The following is a 17,969-nucleotide window of genomic DNA, read 5'->3' on the forward strand; positions in this document are numbered from 1 at the left end:
GTGTTCTATTCCGACAGCGGCTCGACCTCCGTCGAAGTCGCGTTGAAGATAGCGCTCGGCTATTTCGGCAACATAGGCGGGCCGCGCTCGCGGATCGTCGCCATGGAGCACAGCTATCATGGCGACACGATCGGCACGATGAGCGTCGGCGCCCGCGGCGTGTTCAACGCTGCCTACGAGCCGCTGCTGTTCGAGGTCGATACCATTCCCTTTCCGGCCGCGGGCCGCGAGCAGGAGACGCTGGATCGGTTCGAGGCCGTCAGCCGCGACCGACGCGCCGCCGCCCTGATCGTCGAGCCGCTCGTTCTTGGCGCCGGCGGCATGCTGATGTATGCGGCCTGGGTTCTGACCGAATTGAAGAAGATTGCCGAAGCCTCCGGCACGCTCGTGATCGCCGACGAAGTCATGACCGGCTGGGGGCGAACCGGAACCATGTTCGCCTGCGAGCAGGCATCCGTCTCGCCGGACATCCTGTGCACGTCGAAGGGCCTGACCGGCGGCGTGATCCCGCTGGCGGCTACGCTCGCCACCGATGCCATCTTCCAGGCCCACTATTCCGAAGACCGGAAGAAGACCTTCTTTCATTCGAGTTCCTACACTGCCAATCCGATTGCTTGCGCGGCAGCACTCGCCAATGTCGAGATCTGGCGTGACGAGCCCGTGGCCGAGCGGGTCGCGGCCTTGAGCGCGATGCAGGCCGCCGGACTTCGGCGCTTTCGCGACAATCCGTTCTTCACCGACAGCCGGACGACCGGCACGATCGCGGCGCTCGATTTGCGCGCCGGCTCTGCGGGCTATCTGGCCGAGATCGGGCCGAAGCTGCGCGCCTTTTTCCTCGAGCGCGGCCTGCTTGTTCGTCCGCTCGGCAATGTCCTCTACCTTCTCCCGCCCTATTGCATCACCGGCGACGAGTTGGACGGACTCTATGACGCGATCGAAGAAGCCGGCGAACGCTTCGGTTCGAGGCCATGAGCCGATCGTCGCGCCTTCTCGGGTTTGGTCATCATGTGCCGGCGCGCAGGGTCGAGAACCCGGAAATCGAAAACCGTCTCGGGCTCGAACTTGGCTGGATCGAGCGGCGCACCGGAATTCGCTCGCGATTCTGGGCAACGGACGAAGACACGTTGTCTGGCCTGGCCGCCCGTGCCGGCGACATGGCGCTGGCGAATGCCGGCATTGACCGCAGCGACATTGGTCTGCTGTTGCTCGCCACCTCGACGCCCGACCATCTCCTACCGCCCAGTGCGCCGCTGGTCGCACACCGGCTCGGGCTCGGCCAAGCCGGCGCGGTCGATCTGACCGGCGCCTGCGCCGGCTTCATCTATGCGCTGATGTTCGCGGATGGCTTCACCCGCCTGCACGGCAAAGCGGCCCTGGTCATCGCCGCCAACATCCTCAGCCGCCGCATCAATCCGGCCGAGCGCGCCAGCGCCGTACTGTTTGCCGATGCCGCCGGCGCCCTGGTGATTGGTCCGTGCGAGGGTCCGGATCGGGGCATTCTCGGTGCGTCGGTGGATTCGGACGGCTCGCGCTACCGGCTGATCCAGATCCCGGCGGGCGGAAGCAACATCCCATTCCAAAGTGGCCTGGATCTCGGGCAAACCCGAATGACGATGACCGACGGCCGGGAAGTCTTCGCCAAGGCTGTCGAGATGATGACCGATTGCTCGACAAGCGCGCTCGCCGCTGCCGGAGTACGCCCACAGGATGTCGACAGGTTCGTACCGCATCAGGCCAATGCCCGCATTTTCGATGCGGTCGGGAGGAACCTTGGCATTGCCGATCAAGCAATCGTCAAGACGATTGCCGAATACGGCAATTCTTCCGCCGCGACGATCCCGCTCTCCCTGTCACTGGCCCATCGGACTGAGCCGTTTCGACCGGGCGAGAAAATCCTTCTGGCGGCAGCGGGTGCTGGTCTCAGCGGCGGCGCACTCGTCGTCGTAGTTTAGCCGCATAACTGGCTGCTCCGAGAGCGGCAGGACCACCAGTCATTCATGATGGATAGGACAACAGACCAATGCGAAAAATAGTAGCCGGCAAGCTGCACGGCATCTACGTCACCGAAGCGAACCTCAACTGCCACGGGTCGATAACGCTCGACCCTGACCACTGCGAAGAAGCAGGCATCCTGCCCATGGAATTCGTGGACATATGGAACAAGAATTCCGGTGCGCGGATTTCGACCTATGTCATCCTCGGCGAACGCGGCTCACGCTGCTGCATCCTCAACGGCGCGGCGGCCCGCACCTGCCAGCCCGACGACCAGATCATTGTCTGCAACTCGATCTACCTGGACGAAGCGCATATCGCCTCGCTGAAGCCGCGGATCGTTACGTTCGACCAGGATAACCATATACTCGACCGCCTGAGCTACTCCGTCGACCTTGACGCAGATGGCCGCTACACCTTCTCGATTCTTGACGAGGCGAACGAGGTTCTGTCCATTCCTGCCCTGGTCTCCGGGGCGTGACACCCGCCGAGACTCTCCGCCCCTCGTAACTCGTACAGCGCTGAAGAGTGGACCTAAGCTTCAGGATCAATGAAGCTTCGAGGAGAGGCCCGCCGCGTCTTTAGCCACAGCGGGCTTTCGTGAGATCGCACGCAATGTCGGCATCTCCACGGTTGAGCCAACAGCCACGCGGCTCGACTCCCTGTCTGAAGTCACTTGCGGTGGCGGCTTGCAAATTCATGCTGTTTTTCGAGCGCCGCGGCCAGGTCCTTGACGACCTGGGTTTTCGTGATCTTGGCCGCCGTGTCATTAGCCGCAAGCAGCATTGTAAGTGGCCTTTCGCCGATGTGTTTTTCCGCCAGCGCAAAAGGCGCGCCAGCCATCCAACGTCTCCCCCAGACATCAGTGTTCGTCAATTGGTGGCCTGCTAGCAAGGCCGAGCCTGGCGCGTTAGCCATCGGCGAAATTCTCGGCGGGACACTGTATCTTGAACCGATGAACTGTCAGTTTGCCGTCCTCCACAATATGAACGACCCATCCCCACCGCAACGCTTGACGCGCACGTCGTTTGGTTCGCCAGCCACCATCGCTGCCCCTCATTTTCGTCGCCCTGGACCGAGACTGGAAGTCGCTCCATGCACGGCGAAAAACACGGGACCTTACGTTACGTCAAGCAGAGATTTTCTGATGGCTGATGGTTTGTCGATTTGACCACGGCGACAATTTAGGCCCCGAACGTCCGGGCGCGCGGTATCTTGCGCTCGGATCGATTTAGATGCCCAAATTTTGCATTTTAATACAGCCTTAATTATCCGCATCTAATGTGAGTGGGAACGCGTATTCAGTTCGAGTAACTCTGCAAAAAAGCCCGCCGCTCTCGCCCGCAAGAGTGGCGGGTTTTTCGGTTGGGAACACTGGTGCGGTCGGTGCGGATGCTGCCTCAGCACAAGCGCCGTGGGCGTCTTTCTTCCCTCCCCCTTTCCACCAATGTCACGATGCTACTTTTCGCGGCGAAGCGCTGGTCGAGGAGGAAGCTGAACGCGCCAACCGAAGTCCCCGGCTCTCTGATGCTGGGCACCGGGCCGTCCCCCTAAGCACGCGCTTTGGCGCCGCGGGGGTGCTCGGGCAATCGTTTCGGTCTCGACGAGATCGTTGCAGAAGAACAGGAGAACGCCTGCCCCACCTGCCAGTTCGATTCTGCTGCTTTACATGCGGCTAGTCTGTTCGCAGCCATCGGTGAGCGTGCCGGACCGGACTTCTCCGAATGATCGATTCCAATCTTCGGGATAGAAGAGATCAAGGACAGGCTTGGCTGCGTTTCAGGTCAGGATCGCTCGCTCATGCTACATCGAGCATGGATGTGCCCAACTGCGGTCGGATCAGAACGCGCAAGACGGGATGAGTCCCTATTGACCACAGTGCAGGACGAGCATCGCAATAGTCTTGACGGGGCTTTATTGCTTTCAGCGGTAACCGCCACTATGTAGCGACACTTCGCCGACTGTCTTTCAAGCCACCCGGAGAGTTTCATGACAGAAGAAGCCGACAACACCGTCGCCGTCCTCATCGAGCTCACCGCCGATGTCGTCTCAGCCTATGTCTCCAGCAATCCGGTCCCGGTGGGTGAACTCCCTGCCCTGATCGGCCAGGTGCACGCGGCACTCAAAGGCACGGCCGGCGCCAGTATTTCCGCAGAAGAACCGGAGGTTCTCAAGCCTGCCATATCGATCAGGAAGTCGGTGACGCCGGACCACATCATCTGCCTTGAGGACGGCAAGAAGTTCAAATCGCTCAAGCGCCATCTGTCGACCCATTATGGGCTGACGCCGGACGCATATCGCGCCAAATGGGGTCTGCCGGCTGATTATCCCATGGTCGCGCCGAATTACGCCGCCACGCGCTCGGCATTGGCCAAGACGATGGGTCTCGGACGCAAACCAGTAGAGCCGGAACAGCCGGCACCGGCGAAGCGGACCCGCAAGAAGGTCGCAGCTTGATTTCAGCAATCGAGCTTTGTTCTGGGGTACGCAGTTGCCATTGGCTCTGTCCGGAATATGAAAAGGCGGGGTCTATCCCGCCTTCCCTTTCAAGCCGCTTGGCTTCCCCGGGACTCCGCGCAGCCTTGCAGCAGCCTGCATTTCGCGCGACCGTCAGTACATCCGGGCGGACCGCGTCCATCCGCTGTTGACAGGAGCCAGGGGAAAAAATTTCAGCCAGCTTTGCTGAGGCTGCCAGCTGAGGACTTTCCGGTGCGGCGGTCCTGTTCGATTTCATAGTTGATCTTCTGGCCATCAGCGAGGGTCGAGAGGCCTGCTCGTTCAACGGCGGAAATGTGGACAAAAACATCCTGACCGCCATTGTCGGGCTGGATAAACCCAAATCCCTTTGTGCTGTTTAACCACTTCACCGTTCCAGTCGCCATATGCGTTTTCCTTTAACAAATGCAACGTCGGCAGGCCGTCAGGCCAGTCCCGATTCATAACCGAAACTTCTGCGTCAGGGCAGTAAAAACGAGAAAGTTGCAAGGCCGGTTTTGACCGGCGGCTGCAACCTCTCATGTATCGTCCAGCACCCCCCGTTGGGGCTCACGTCACGACACGCCTTGCGGCCCCGATGCGATACCTGAGAGGGACGGCGCTGCAAGCGCTACGAGCCGGGGCGACGAGAAGTTGATCGCTTGGGGCAAATGGGGGCCCAGGACGAAGCCGGTATAGAACGGTTCGGCCTCGCCGGTTCAGACGGAAGCGGGCCGTCGGCCTTTCCCGCGGCAGGTCCACCCGGCCCAAGGATGCACGATTTTCGTGAGAGGTGGTCCTATGCAAAAGCCACACGTGGGCAGTAGATGTCCCCCCGGCCGGACAGGCCAAGAGCTTTAAGGAATCGACATTGCCGCTGCTCCCGCCTTTGATCCGCCACCTCAAATCTCCTGACCTGTTTGGCAGCCTTGACCGCCTGCCGGCGCTTGGCAAACCAGTCAGTGAGCGCACATTTGTGGTCCTCACCCATCGACAGGCGAAGTGCTGGCAGAGCTTCCCGACATGGGCGTCGAGGAGACACGCACTGCGATCGATAGAGCATATAGAGCGCAGCCTGGATGGGCGGCATTGACGGCCCGTGAACGCAGCGACGTTCTGTGGCGCTGGCATCAGCTGATTATCGACCACGCCGATGACCTTGCCGCGAGTATTGACCGCGGAAATGGGCAAGCCCCTTGCCGAGGCTAACTCGGAAGTGTCGCATGCGGCGGCGTACCTGCAATGGTACGCCGAAGAGGCCAACCGCATCTATGGCGAGACGATCTCCGCGCCATCGACGGACCGTCGCCTGCTGGTGATCAAGCAGCCGATCGGCGTCGTCGGCACGATTACGCCGTGGAATTTCCCGGCCTCCATGGTGGCGCGCAAGATCTCGCCGGCCTTGGCCGCGGGCTGCACGATCGTGCTGAAACCCGCTGAACAGACGCCGCTCGTGGCGGGTGCAATGTTTGCCCTTGCGCATGAGGCTGGCTTTCCCGAAGGCGTGGTCAACCTGATCTATGCGTCTGAAGGCGATGCCGTCGGCCGTGAACTCTGCACAAACCCCAAGGTCCGCAAGATCAGCTTCACCGGCTCGACCGAGGTCGGCCGACTGCTCATGCGCCAATGCTCGGACCAGATCAAGAAGGTCAGTCTCGAGCTCGGCGGCAATGCGCCTTTCATCGTCTTTGACGATGCAGTCGTCGATGCGGCAGTCGACGGTGCTATCCAGGCCAAGTTCCGCAACGCGGGTCAAACCTGCGTTTCCGCAAACCGCCTTTACGTCCAATCGGGCGTTCACGATGAATTTGTCGACAAATTCGTGGAGCGGGTTCGCCAGCTCCAGGTTGGTGACGGTTTCGATCCAGGTGTCGCCATTGGCCCGCTGATCGACAGGCATGCGCTCACCAAGATCGAATCGCACATCGCCGATGCCGTCGCAAAAGGCGGTACAATTCGCCGCGGGGGCGAACGCATTGGCAAGGATGGCACGTTTTTCCAACCGACGGTCCTCACTGAAGTCTCCAGCGAGATGACCATTGCGCAAGAGGAGACATTCGGGCCGCTGGCCCCAACCATTCGCTTCGACGATGCGGATCAGGTTGTGCACGAGGCCAATGACACGATCTACGGCCTCGCCGCTTACTTCTATGCCTCGAACCTGCTGCGTGTCTGGCGTGTGGCCGAGGCATTGGAGTATGGCATGGTGGGCATCAACACGGGACGCATGTCATCGGAAGCCGCACCCTTCGGCGGGATGAAGCAGTCCGCCATCGGACGGGAGGGTTCGCGCCACGGGCTCGAGGATTACCTCGAAATGAAATACCTCTGCATGGGCGGCATCTGAAGCATCCGCATGTCAGCCGTCAGATCTTTGCTCTCAAGCTTCCGCTCGCCACCCGAGAACCGAATTCGAACTGAAGAGCCATCATGGTTGCAACCCAAACAGCTGTCCCTGATGGTCAGTCAGCAGTTCCTGAGCATCCCGGCTTTCTAATCGCCGCGAAGTATCTTTGCTTCAAGCGCGGCTGCCACGAAAGCTCTTCGAGCCGCTGCTGGATAAGTCTCCCCACGCAACACCTGCAGACAGGCGTCCATCGCGGCCTTCCGTTTCACGGTCTGACGTTGAAGATCCCGTAGCAAGATAGCGGCCGCGTCATTGACCTCGAACACGATCCGCTCTGAGCTGTGGTGGCTAACCTGAACAACGACTGGCCTCTCAAATCTGCTCAAGCCGGTCATTTCTCCGCTCCTGTGAGGCGAATAGGCCTCGGTCGCACTTCTTTGCCGAGCCGAATCGGCTCGCTGCATCTTCGTCGCTGAACTTAGCCACTCGCGACCGATGTGCGGTTGTCTGATTCACGGCGAGATTGCGTGAGACTGCCGTTTTGCCGTTAATGTCGAGACCTGTTCCTGCTTTCGGCTATCCCTGAAATCCCGACACAATGCCCCCCTCAGCGTGCCCCGTGCCAGACTCCTATACCTGCACTTTTCCACGGCCGGACTTGCAGGCAGAGAGCCATTGCATGGCGGAAATTGCATCTTCCAATATGGCGGCCCGTTTCGCAAAGCCGAAAAAGGCATTGCGCGCTGCGCTTACAGGTTTTCGCCCATCGTATGCGTCATAGCAGGTCCTGAGGGCGGCTTCGTGGATCAGGTCTCTGCGATCTTCTGGCCATTCATTGAGGAAGTCGACGGCGTCCGCAAGGCTGGCAATCTCCTGCACGATGTAGGTTGCACGCTTCACAAAAACTGGGCTGCTGAAAGCCTCTGGGTTCATTCGTTCCTCCCGACCTGCTGAACAGCTGGTTTGCGTGAACAGGTGCCTCATCGACAACTCGCCGACCATTGCAGAATGTGTTGTCAGAGCAATGACGGTTTAAGAGGAAAGCAGCGGCGTACGAAACGCTTGATACATCCTCCGGCGTTGACCCGCCACCAGGATCCGGCACCGCCTCTCGGGAAAAGGTGGCTCATATGAATGCCGAGAGATCGCGCGATCTCCAAAACTGGCCTCAGCCTCAAACGTCGCTGCGACCAGCCGCTCCTTCTCCTCCCGAAACCAGCGCCGGCGCCGCTCGACCGACGTGATCACCTCGATCTGATGCTTCGTCACAGGGCTACTTCCAGTGCTCGCATGGACTTGCGGCCTTCAGCCTACCTGAGCAAGGCGGTCGTCACCGTCGAGATACGAGACAACCAGACCATCGCCGCCAAAGTGTCGGTCCTGCTATTTAAGTATCTAGCTCCTGACCAACCGGCTCCGCGGCAATGCCAGGAATTTCGCTTATCCGGACAGGTTTCCCGATTAAATAGCCTTGAGCTTCATCACATCTGACGCATCGCAGATAGTCGAGCTGTTCGGGAGTTTCTACGCCTTCGGCTGTTACCTCAATTCGAAGCTCATGTGCCAACTCAACCAATGATCTTACAATCGCGGCACAGTCCGCATCGGTGAGCATATCCTGGACAAAAGATCGGTCGATCTTGAGCCGCGAAAGCGGCAATTTACGAAGATAGGTCAGTGATGAATAGCCGGTGCCAAAATCGTCAAGAGCAACTGTGACGGATAGGGAAATTAACGATTGTAATAATGAAATCGTTTCTTCAAAATTCGAAATCAGCACAGTTTCTGTGATCTCGACCTCGAGTCTTCGGGGGTCCAAACCGGCTTCAGCCAAGGCCACTACAATTCCATCCAGCAAGGCTTTATTCCTAAGCTGCACTACCGACAAGTTGACGGAGACCCGCAAGTCGCGCGGCCAGCGCGCCGCTGCCAAACAAGCCGTTTTGACGACCCAGTGTCCGATGGAGTGAATCAAATCCGTTTCTTCAGCGATGGGTATGAACTCTGTCGGAGGGATCTGGCCAAGGGTCGGATGCTGCCATCGCAGAAGCGCTTCAAAACCTCGGATGCGATCGCTCCCGAGGTCGAGAAAGGGTTGAAATGCGAGCCAAAGCTGGTCGTTGGCAAGCGCAGATGCCAGATCGCGTTCAAGGGCATGGCGCCTGGCAGCAGCTTCATCGTCGCTTGGGCTGAAAAACTGGATGGACCCCGCCCCCAGCGTCTTAGCCCTGTGTAGCGCGGTATCGACGCACCGCAGGAGTTGGTTGGCATCCAAACCGTCAGTGGGCGCCAAAGCGATACCTATAGAGGCCCTGCAATATATTTCGCGCCCTTCGATCAAGAACGGGGCGCGCATGGCCTCTATGATCTGTTTGGCCAAGGACCTGATTTGATCTGGCCTGATATCGCGCGTAGCGATTATTGCAAATTCGCCGCCCTCCAATCTCGCAATGCCATCGCTCTCCCGCGTCGATCTCCGAAGTCTCGCAGCCACTTCAACCAAAAGGGCATCCGCCATGGCTCGGCCAAAGCGATCATTCACCTCGGCAAAATTGTTAAGATCGAACAAAAGCAACGCAAAGTGCTGGTCAAACTGCTTTGCGTCCACCAACGCGTTCTCCAGCCGCTCGTTGAAGCTGAACCGGTTTGGCAAACTCGTTAGAACATCCCTGCGAATGGCATTTTCGCTTTCCGCTTGCAGAATGAAGCGTCGGGTAAATTCGACCGCGTGAGCGAGCACTGCGCGAAACAGCGTGATGGCGTAGCTCACTATCAGGATTGCGACGAGCAGATTGATGGCGCCTTCCACCCACGCAATCGCAAGCATCGAACCGACGAAGATCGGCAGCGTATACGCGACGGCCGCAATGGGAATCGTGTAAAAAGAAGCGGCACCGCCCGCGATCATCCCGGCGCTCAGGCAGGTAATGACAACCTGGGCGGCACTTGTTGCCCCGCTGAAGAACAGAACGGGAAGTGCTCCCCACCAAGTGCCGAACAGGAAGGCGTTCCGCACCAGGTTTTGTGTTGCTCGGCGAGACACCGACCGGGTTTGACTGACTGAAACGATGATCTCGCTCTTAGGCCTACGAACCCAGCGGCGGCGATGATGACACTCGCCCAGAGGATGGCTTTCGTTTGGTCGGGCGAGCCCCAAAGCGCCATAACAAGAGTGGCCGCATTGAGTATGTTCGCAACCATGCCAAGAGGCGTGTTGCGAAGCACGATACTGACCTGCTCCGCCCTGATTCGGCCGGCAAGTGGTTCGATCGTCGAGGGCCCGCCAAAAGCCCGCAAATCTCCCGCCAGAAGGTCACCGAACCTTGCGGCAGACCGACGCTGCATCACTCTTTCACTCCCCCGCGCTAGAGTAGGTGCTTCGTGTGGGTCCCTAGCACAGAGCAATTCGGAAAAAGTAAATTTCAACCGCGAAATTTGGATACCCAAGTTGCGAAGCCAAGAGCTCCCAAAATTCAAAGATAGCGAAAATCGCGATGCTCCCTTAGGACATAGCCGACCTAACCTGATCCATGTTTTCGTAATTGTGGCGGTTGGCGAATCGGGCTTTCTGTTTCGACGCATGCCAGGCTAAGCTGGCTCAATGAGCCGGCTTATACTCGAAGGGATCGAAATTCGTCGATGGTTTCGATCTCGCCGTCTTCGAGTTCGTCGATCGGGAGAAAACCGCTATCCCGACCGCGTACGTCTCGATGCAGAATGGGCGCGCCGGGCGCGCCGTAAATGGGAACGCCTGATTGTAGGCTTTGCAGTATGTTTGCCTCAGGCTACGGGCGTGAGGCGGACCCAGCGGAGGCCGTCTATGTCGAGCTACGCTTGCGGTCGACGATGTCGCCGGCGGAGCTCGAGGTCCAGCGCAGGGGCTACGCTGCCGCTCTACACTGACGACCGGTGATCCAGGCAATCGAGCAGGGTGCCCACGCACCACCCCGCGCGTCTGGATCAACGACAATGAGGGCTGTGGAACAAGCCTGGTCAGCGCCACCTCTTGCGACTTCTCAACCCGGTGAAGGGAAGCCGAGGCGATGTGCCCCAAGTGCGGCTTTGGGATTGCCGAGCGGTTGTCGAGCGGTAATCTGTGCCCGGCCACTCGTGCCACCCGGCATGCTTCCATCAACAGCATGAATCGATCGCTCGTGATCGATTCCGAAAATGCGTTGGACGCGTCTGATGCACTCGGGAACATGGAGGTATGGATAGGAGCGGCCACCATCTTCATTGCATTCTGAATCTTTTGCGGCTTCGCGATGGGCCCAGCAAAGGCGACTGCGTGGGCGATATGATCGTCATGACGATCATGCTGACAGGACAAGAGATCGGGAGCGTAGGCCCAGGCGTCGGAGGTGAGCAGCTCTCGTCATGGCTTGGACGGCGGCAACGTCTCCGAAAACCTTTGGAGAATGCGTGGCTGCGGGTGGACGAAGGCGTGCGCTCCGCCTAGAGGACACTCGCAACTCCCCTAAATCCACGAGATCACCATGAGGCAGCCGCAGCGCCCCTTTGTCGTCGAGATCAAACAGAAGCGTGAGCTCGTGAAGCGGCCACAGTCGATCTGGGGCGGCATCGACCTGGCTGCCATCGCGAACGAACTCTCCGAAGCGAAGAAGGAAGGTGCGATCGCTGAAGCGACGCCGCAGCCGATTTTTGCCGAGGATGGTCGTCCACAGCCCATGCCTACCACCGGCGAAGCTGCATCCGATGCCAAGGACGAGATCGTACCCGACGGATCGCTTCCCAAGCCGCCGACGGTTGAGGAAGCGCCGATGGCGGAAGCATCGCACGAACAGACTGGGCGCAGACGAACCCGCAAGTTAAAGCGGTGGCAGAAAGATGTTTCTTTGCCGCGAGGTCAACGATGGAAGCGGCGCCTGCCATGGGTCCTCCGCCAGAGCCGGGCTCAGCGGTAGGTCGACTGCGCCAGGATTGAAGCCCTTGTCAAACTGTTCACGACAGACGCAGCAGTGCGTCCAAGTAACGAAGACGTCCGTACTGGCCATCCATCAGCTCCTCTCGGAGTTCGGTGCGAGAATGAAATCGAAAACGGGCTCAGGCAGCTGGCCAGGCATCGGCTCTCGCAAAGCAGTCGGGAACGTTGTGGCCGCTTCGGCCTCTGCCGCGAGCGCGGCAGGTGTGATTCCGAGTGCGGCCTCAAAGGGCCGGCTCGGCAGAAGCGCCACCCGACGAAAAAGCCCTGCAGCTCTTGCCGCATGCCGCAAGGCAGCGGCCCGCTTTCCCTCGCGGATCTTCACCCCGGCCGCCGCCAACAGGATCAATGCCTTGAAGAACAGGCGATGCTGGGCGCTTTGTTTCGCAGCATGCCAAAGAGGCTCCCAAGCCTCATGAGCTTCCCAGTAATACCCGTGGTTGAAAAGGTCGATTCCCCATCGGAACACGTTTGAACTGAGTGATTCCTCGACTGTAACAAGGGTGACCGGGTCGCTTTGATAACTGTGACCCAACGGGTCGCGAACCGGATGTGGATGTTTGCCAGGCAGGTATGCGTAGCCCGGAAAATTCTTTTCAGGCAGCAGGCGAGGACGTGACATGGACCCAGCAATCATGAAAGCGCGTTGGTGGCAATTCCAGATAAAGCAATCGCTTGCGCCAGAGTGCCAGCGGTAAAGAAATATCTTGCGCTGCCCCGACAAAATGCGCTCATGGTGCCATTCCTCCATGGGCACGTGGGCCGGGAGGGCACCTCTAACACGACCGATAGACCAAGGGAGGGCTCAACCCAATGAGCAGGGTGGCGCGCGAAGATGCGAGTCCGGCTTCGTCGGCGACATTTGCGCCGCTCGAGAATGCGACCTTTCGTTCGATCTGGCTTGCCACACAGGTCGCCAGCCTTGGCTGGCTCATTCAAACCGTCGCCATCAGTTGGCTGATGGCGACCATTTCGACGTCGGACGTCATGGTCGCCTTGGTGCAGGCTTCGACCACACTGCCCGTATTCGTCCTGTCGATTATCGCCGGGGTCCTGGCTGACAACTACAGCCGCCGCAATCTCATGTTCGCCGGCTGGTTGCGCGATAGCATTGTCCTCGGCGATGCTGACTGTTCTTGCGGCCGTGGGGATTTTCAATCCATGGATGGTTCTCGCATTCAGCTGTTTGGCCGGAGCGGGAGCCGCGTTCACCGATCCTGCCTGGCACGCGTCGGTGGGCGATATCTTGCGAAAACGCGAAGTCCCAGCCGCGGTCACGCTGATCTCGGTTGGATACAACGCCGTTCGAAGCGTCGGCCCGGCGCTCGGTGGCATCGTCGTTGCCTCCTTTGGACCTCTGACAGCTTTCGCTGTGGCGACGCTGACCTATGTAGCGCTGCTGTGGACCATAGGGCGCCGCAAATGGGATGTTCGCGCCTCACCTCTCCCGCGCGAGCCATTGACCACTGCTATTCATGACGGAGCGCGCTTCACGGCCCTGTCGGCGGAGATCAAGGCGGCAATCGCGCGTGGTGCGCTTTTTGGCCTGACCAGCATCTCCATACTCGCGCTCCTGCCTCTCGTTGCCCGCAATCAACTAGGGGGAGGACCAATCGTTTATGGTGTCCTGATGGCCGGCTTCGGAACAGGCGCCTTGTGCGTCGGCATTTGCAACAATGTCTTGAGGCGGTCTCTGTCCCAGGAGCGGCTGACAACACTGGCATGCATTGCCTGTGCGGCGTGTTGTCTGTCTCTTGCTCTCACTTCCTCAGTGGTGGTGGCGGCTATTGCGCTGGCGCTCGGCGGCGCGGGCTGGGTCGTCACCTGGACGGGGCTCGACGTGAGTGTCCAATTGGCAAGCCCAAGGTGGGTCGTCGGTCGCACGCTCTCGATCCACTATGCCCTTTCGTCTGGCGGTATCGCGGCCGGCAGTTGGCTGTGGGGCACGGTGGCCGAGAACTATTCGCTTACCTTAGCCCTCGAGGTTTCCGCTGTCGCGCTCGTAATGGTCGCGGCCACCGGGTTGCTGATGCCTATCCGTCAATGGCAGGACTCTGATCAGGATCCTTTTGGCTTCGAAACGCCGCAGCTCGCTCTCGACCTGAAGCCGAGAAGCGGGCCGATCGTCGTTAAGATCGAGTACTCAATACCGGAGGCAAACGTCGAAGCTTTCCTGGACCGGATGCAGGAACGACGGCGCGTGCAAAGCCGCGTCGGTGCGCGGCACTGGAATCTCCAGCGCGATCTTCAGGATCCTTCGCTTTGGACAGAAACCTTTCGCGCGCCGACCTGGATGGACTATCTGCGCCTGAACCATCGCCTGACGACCGCGGACAAGGAGTTGGATCAACATCTGTTCGAATTGAACATGGGAATTGCGCCTCGTACCAAGCTTTCAATTGAGCGACCGACCGGGGCAACCCGCAAGCGGGATCAATCGACGCGATTTTTCTTCCGGCTGTGATCGCAGGCTCTGGGTTGGTACGGCTTGGAGGGCGAGGCGAAATGACCGGCTTAACAAAATTTGAGAGGCCAGTCGTGATTCAGATTGGTCGCCATCGCAAAGAACGTTTCGTGTTCGATGTCAATGATGCGGCCACCATCCTCCTGCGGGATTTTGGTCTCCAGACGGAGAAGCGCAGGACAGCTATGGATGCCTGTCTGAAGGTACTACGAGGTGAGGCCTATCCACCCACCGCCCGCAGGGCCTTCGTCACGGCCGCGCGCGAAGCAAATATCCTACGCGGCGATTGACGGGTCAAAAATCATATCGTTCATGAGTTCCTCTATCAGCTGAACGAGCGTTTAAGACGTCGCGCCCGCGTCGTCCGACGCTGACCGAAGCGGCGTGAAAATATGTAAAGAGCCGCTTTGGCAGTCAAGAATGCACCGGTCTGCGTCTTCGGCAACGCCCGCAAGTAGCGGAAAGTCTTCGCCCGAAATCAGTCCGATCTCCTGGGTGAACGCGCCGATCTTTTGAATCGCGCCCTTAAGCTTCGGTCCGACACAGCCGCGGTCGGCGAAGACGTGTCGCAGCCACGGCCCGCGTTCGAGAAAGTTCTTGAGGTATTCGTGCAGCACGAGGTGCAGCCCACTCGCGCAAATTCATGTCAGCTTCATAAATCCGTTGCTGCGATTTCGTGAAATGGCCAAGACCACCAGCAACGAGATGCTCCTGAAGACGATTGCGGCTCTGCAAGCCAATGCCGAAGCCGGCTTCACGCACCTCGAAGCTTTGGTTGCCGTGAAGTCGCCGTCCGAGTTCTTCGAACTGCAAAGCGCATTCCTGCGCAAACAGATCGAGAAGTCCGCTGAGCAGGCCAAGGCCATCCAGGCATTGATGTTGAGAGCTAGCGAGGAACGTATCCAAGCCGATCAAGGATGCCTTTGAGAAGGCTTTGAAGGAACGCAAGGCCGCCTGATTCTTTAAGGCAACCCGAGACCGAAAGTCAGTACCTCGTCCACTGAGACACCTCGCGCCGGTCTTCTTCCATCTGGTCGGACGGCTTTGTCTGCCCGACCGCATCGCAGTGACGTCGTCCTCACGATTTTCGGCGCCTCTTGGCCTCTAGTTCCGGTGGGCATTAGTCGCGGTTCTCCTCGCTGTAGCGGACAAGCCGCGCGATTTGTTCATGCAATGAGATGGTGCGCGACCAGTCGGGGAATGCACCGCTTGTCGCCGTCTCGACAATCGCGCTGCGCACCGGTTTGGGGGGCTCCTACCAATGCACGAAGGTCGCGGCGACCCCAGCCGCTTGGCGGTCGACGATGCGCGACAAGTCGCGTGCAAGTCGTGTTGGGGACGCTGACACCAAGGTACGTGCGCCTCAATCGCGTCCACCCATTCACAAAACCGGCTCCGTGGAGTACGGGGAACGCAGAGAAATCTCCGGTCGCAGCCTTACCCGGTCAAAACAAGGACTCAAACCATGAATGCCCTCGTCATCTGCTCCGGCGGATTGGATTCCGTTTCGCTCGCTCACAAGGTGGCGACCGAGCAGAAACTCATTGGCCTGCTTTCGTTCGATTACGGCCAGAGGCACAAAAAGGAACTCGGCTTTGCCTCTATCTGCGCCAAACGGCTGGGTGTTCCGCACCAAATCGTCGATATCCGCGATGTCGGCCGGAACCTGAGCGGCTCGGCGCTGACTGATAGTGTGGATGTGCCCGACGGGCACTATGCCGAAGACCCTATGAGGATCACGGTGGTGCCGAACAGGAACGCCATCATGCTGGCTATCGCCTTCGGGGTTGCCGCCGCGCAGCAAGCCGATGCGGTGGCCACTGCCGTGCACGGCGGAGATCATTTCATCTATCTCGATTGCCGGCCCGCTTTTATCGACGCCTTTCAGACGATGCAGAACCACGCGCTCGCAGGTTACGCCGATATCCGCCTTTACGCCCCCTATGTGAATATGTCGAAGGCCGACATCGTTAGCGAGGGGGCAAAGTACGCCACACCGTTCGAGGCGACGTGGTCCTGCTACAAGGGCGGCGCACGTCATTGCGGTCGCTGCGGGACATGCATCGAACGGCGCGAAGCATTCGATCTAGCCGGCATTGCCGATCCGACAGACTATGAGGACGCGGACTTCTGGCTCCACGCTGTCCAGACAAGGAGCGCGTGATGTTTCGCATTACCAAAGAGTTCCACTTCTCGGCCTCGCATCAGCTCACCTCCTTGCCATCCGATCATCAGTGCGCGCGTCTACACGGCCACAACTACATCGTCGTAGTGGAACTTTCAGGTGGAGAACTGGACGAACATGGCTTTGTGCGCGACTACCAAGACCTGGCGGCGCTCAAGCACTACATCGATGGGACGTTCGACCATCGGCATCTTAACGACGTCCTGGGGCATGACCGTGTCACAGCGGAATGTCTGGCCAGGCACTTCTACGACTGGTGCAAGGTGCGGTTACCACAAACCTCCGCCGTGCGGGTGAGCGAGACGCCGAAAACCTGGGCGGAATACCGGCCATGACCTGCGCGTTGCAGCCCGGAATCCGCGTGAGCGAGATTTTTGGGCCGACCATTCAGGGCGAAGGAATGCTGATCGGCCTGCCGACGGTGTTCGTAAGAACGGGCGGGTGCGATTATCGCTGTTCCTGGTGCGACAGCCTGCATGCGGTGGACAGTCGCTTCCGCTATGATTGGGAGATGATGTCAACCGATGATGGTCTGGCAAAAGGTCATTTCGTTTTCCGGCGGTCAGCCCGTGATGGTGTCGCTGTCGGGCGGCAATCCGGCCATCCAGCCGCTTGGCCGGTTGATCGAGCGCGGGCATGGTGAGGGCTACCGCTTTGCGTTGGAAACCCAAGGCTCGGTGCCTAAGCAATGGTTCGCGGATCTCGACGTGCTGGTGCTCAGCCCCAAGCCGCCCTCAAGCGAAATGACGACAGATTGGGCCGTGTTCGACACCTGCGTCGAGGCTGCGCAGGATAAGCCGCGGATGGCGCTCAAGCTCGTCGTCTTCGACGATGATGACTATGCCTATGCCAAAGACGCGGCGGCGCGCTACCCGCAATTACCCGTCTATCTGCAGCCCGGCAACCACACGCCGCCGCTTCCCGGTAACGAAGACGCGTTCATCGACATGGCCGGCGTGATGAAGCGAATGGAATGGCTGGTCGAAAAGGTGATCCGTGACAGGTGGTTCGAGGCGCGTGTACTGCCGCAGCTTCATGTTCTGCTCTGGGGGAACAAACGGGGCGTCTAGCCACGCGGAAGGATTGCCGATGACGAGCAAGACAGACATCTAAAGCAATCTCACCCAATTGGGCGATAGCAACGTCGGTTCGGCAAGCCCGAAATGCCGTGCTGGAAAAGGTTTCGAATCCGCATGATGGTTCGCCTATCGTGGGCGCTTCGCCGCTCCTCTAGGGGTGACTTGTCCCCGACGCATGCGCGAGCTTTTCTGCCCGGTCTGATTGGCCGCCGATCAGCGCCGCGGGCCAAATGCGCTTGACAAAATAGCGCCGGCCCGTTCAATTCGGCGCATTCACCAGGGGAGTCCCGGCAAGGGGCTGAGATACTGCTGGCTTTCGCGGCGCAGTGACCCGTTGAACCTGATCCAGTTCATACTGGCGTAGGGACGGTGCAAGCGCTTTTGCGGGAGTTTACGCCCGATATCCTGTTTCGGCAGGTCGACAGAAGCGTCTTTTCATCCTTCCGGCACAGAACTGGGTCTCCAATGCATGAGCAAAGGAGCCT

General features: G+C 59.4%; 14 protein-coding genes, 5 pseudogenes and 1 riboswitch. Of the genes and pseudogenes, 12 read left to right on the forward strand and 7 right to left on the reverse strand.

Features of this window, described 5'->3' with window-relative positions:
• From EOA36_RS06995 to panD, 3 genes are all read left to right on the forward strand, one after another.
• The coding region (locus EOA36_RS06995; RefSeq protein ID WP_127276304.1) for an aminotransferase class III-fold pyridoxal phosphate-dependent enzyme at positions 1–972 on the forward strand (972 nt) is incomplete at its 5' end.
• Positions 969–1,952: a beta-ketoacyl-ACP synthase III gene (locus tag EOA36_RS07000; protein WP_126101869.1), complete on the forward strand. Its 984-nt coding sequence runs from the start codon at positions 969–971 to the stop codon at positions 1,950–1,952. The genes EOA36_RS06995 and EOA36_RS07000, both read left to right, overlap by 4 nt.
• Before the next feature lie 68 nt (positions 1,953–2,020).
• Positions 2,021–2,473, forward strand: a complete 453-nt coding sequence (gene panD / locus EOA36_RS07005; protein WP_126101870.1) for an aspartate 1-decarboxylase — start codon at positions 2,021–2,023, stop codon at positions 2,471–2,473.
• 191 nt (positions 2,474–2,664) lie between these two features.
• Here the strand turns inward: panD and EOA36_RS37180 are convergent, their stop codons facing one another.
• Positions 2,665–2,835, reverse strand: a complete 171-nt coding sequence (locus tag EOA36_RS37180; RefSeq protein ID WP_167498768.1) for a hypothetical protein — start codon at positions 2,833–2,835, stop codon at positions 2,665–2,667.
• 1,146 nt (positions 2,836–3,981) lie between these two features.
• On the opposite strand from EOA36_RS37180, the gene EOA36_RS07010 reads away from it, so the two are divergent.
• The gene (locus tag EOA36_RS07010; RefSeq protein ID WP_126101871.1) at positions 3,982–4,449 is read left to right on the forward strand and encodes a MucR family transcriptional regulator; all 468 of its coding nucleotides are present in this window, start codon (positions 3,982–3,984) and stop codon (positions 4,447–4,449) included.
• 212 nt (positions 4,450–4,661) lie between these two features.
• Here EOA36_RS07010 and EOA36_RS07015 read toward each other — a convergent pair whose 3' ends face one another.
• Positions 4,662–4,874, reverse strand: coding sequence for a cold-shock protein (locus EOA36_RS07015; RefSeq protein WP_126101872.1), 213 nt, complete (start codon positions 4,872–4,874; stop codon positions 4,662–4,664).
• Between the two features lie 509 nt (positions 4,875–5,383).
• On the opposite strand from EOA36_RS07015, the pseudogene EOA36_RS07020 reads away from it, so the two are divergent.
• A pseudogene (locus EOA36_RS07020) lies at positions 5,384–6,814 on the forward strand (NAD-dependent succinate-semialdehyde dehydrogenase).
• A 146-nt stretch (positions 6,815–6,960) separates the two neighbouring features.
• On the opposite strand, the gene EOA36_RS07025 reads toward EOA36_RS07020, so the two are convergent.
• The 3 genes from EOA36_RS07025 to EOA36_RS07035 all read right to left on the reverse strand — a co-directional run bounded on the left by EOA36_RS07025 (position 6,961) and on the right by EOA36_RS07035 (position 9,830).
• Complete coding sequence (locus EOA36_RS07025; RefSeq protein WP_126101873.1) at positions 6,961–7,209, reverse strand: DUF982 domain-containing protein; 249 nt, start codon at positions 7,207–7,209, stop codon at positions 6,961–6,963.
• A 235-nt stretch (positions 7,210–7,444) separates the two neighbouring features.
• A complete protein-coding gene (locus EOA36_RS07030) occupies positions 7,445–7,747 on the reverse strand; it encodes a DUF982 domain-containing protein (RefSeq protein WP_126101874.1) in 303 nt (100 codons plus the stop codon).
• 454 nt (positions 7,748–8,201) lie between these two features.
• On the reverse strand, positions 8,202–9,830 hold the full coding sequence (locus EOA36_RS07035) for an EAL domain-containing protein (RefSeq protein ID WP_245460087.1): 1,629 nt from the start codon (positions 9,828–9,830) through the stop codon (positions 8,202–8,204).
• Between the two features lie 1,480 nt (positions 9,831–11,310).
• Between EOA36_RS07035 and EOA36_RS07040 the strand changes: the two genes are divergently transcribed.
• Positions 11,311–11,739, forward strand: coding sequence for a hypothetical protein (locus EOA36_RS07040; protein WP_126101875.1), 429 nt, complete (start codon positions 11,311–11,313; stop codon positions 11,737–11,739).
• A 93-nt stretch (positions 11,740–11,832) separates the two neighbouring features.
• Here EOA36_RS07040 and EOA36_RS07045 read toward each other — a convergent pair whose 3' ends face one another.
• Positions 11,833–12,507, reverse strand: a complete 675-nt coding sequence (locus EOA36_RS07045; protein WP_245460088.1) for a DUF309 domain-containing protein — start codon at positions 12,505–12,507, stop codon at positions 11,833–11,835.
• Positions 12,508–12,569: 62 nt separating this feature from the next.
• Between EOA36_RS07045 and EOA36_RS07050 the strand changes: the two are divergent.
• A pseudogene (locus EOA36_RS07050) lies at positions 12,570–14,220 on the forward strand (MFS transporter).
• A gap of 41 nt (positions 14,221–14,261) precedes the next feature.
• Positions 14,262–14,510: a DUF982 domain-containing protein gene (locus EOA36_RS07055; RefSeq protein WP_126101876.1), complete on the forward strand. Its 249-nt coding sequence runs from the start codon at positions 14,262–14,264 to the stop codon at positions 14,508–14,510.
• Between the two features lie 195 nt (positions 14,511–14,705).
• Here EOA36_RS07055 and EOA36_RS38095 read toward each other — a convergent pair.
• A pseudogene (locus tag EOA36_RS38095) lies at positions 14,706–14,822 on the reverse strand (IS5/IS1182 family transposase); the annotation flags it as partial.
• A 76-nt stretch (positions 14,823–14,898) separates the two neighbouring features.
• Here EOA36_RS38095 and EOA36_RS07065 point away from each other — a divergent pair.
• From EOA36_RS07065 to queE, 4 genes and pseudogenes are all read left to right on the forward strand, one after another.
• Positions 14,899–15,178, forward strand: a pseudogene (locus EOA36_RS07065) (phasin family protein); the annotation flags it as partial.
• Positions 15,179–15,685: 507 nt separating this feature from the next.
• A complete protein-coding gene (queC, locus tag EOA36_RS07070) occupies positions 15,686–16,384 on the forward strand; it encodes a 7-cyano-7-deazaguanine synthase QueC (protein ID WP_126101878.1) in 699 nt (232 codons plus the stop codon).
• Entirely contained in the window at positions 16,384–16,740 is a 357-nt protein-coding gene (gene queD, locus EOA36_RS07075) for a 6-carboxytetrahydropterin synthase QueD (protein WP_126101879.1), read from the forward strand. The genes queC and queD overlap by 1 nt, the downstream gene beginning before the upstream one ends.
• Positions 16,737–17,475 (forward strand): annotated as a pseudogene (gene queE, locus EOA36_RS07080) (7-carboxy-7-deazaguanine synthase QueE). The gene queD and the pseudogene queE overlap by 4 nt, the downstream one beginning before the upstream one ends.
• A 277-nt stretch (positions 17,476–17,752) precedes the next feature.
• A riboswitch (TPP riboswitch) is annotated at positions 17,753–17,869 on the forward strand.
• The last annotated feature ends 100 nt before the right edge of the window (positions 17,870–17,969 follow it).

The organism is Mesorhizobium sp. M8A.F.Ca.ET.021.01.1.1 (assembly GCF_003998025.1).
GTDB lineage: Bacteria > Pseudomonadota > Alphaproteobacteria > Rhizobiales > Rhizobiaceae > Mesorhizobium.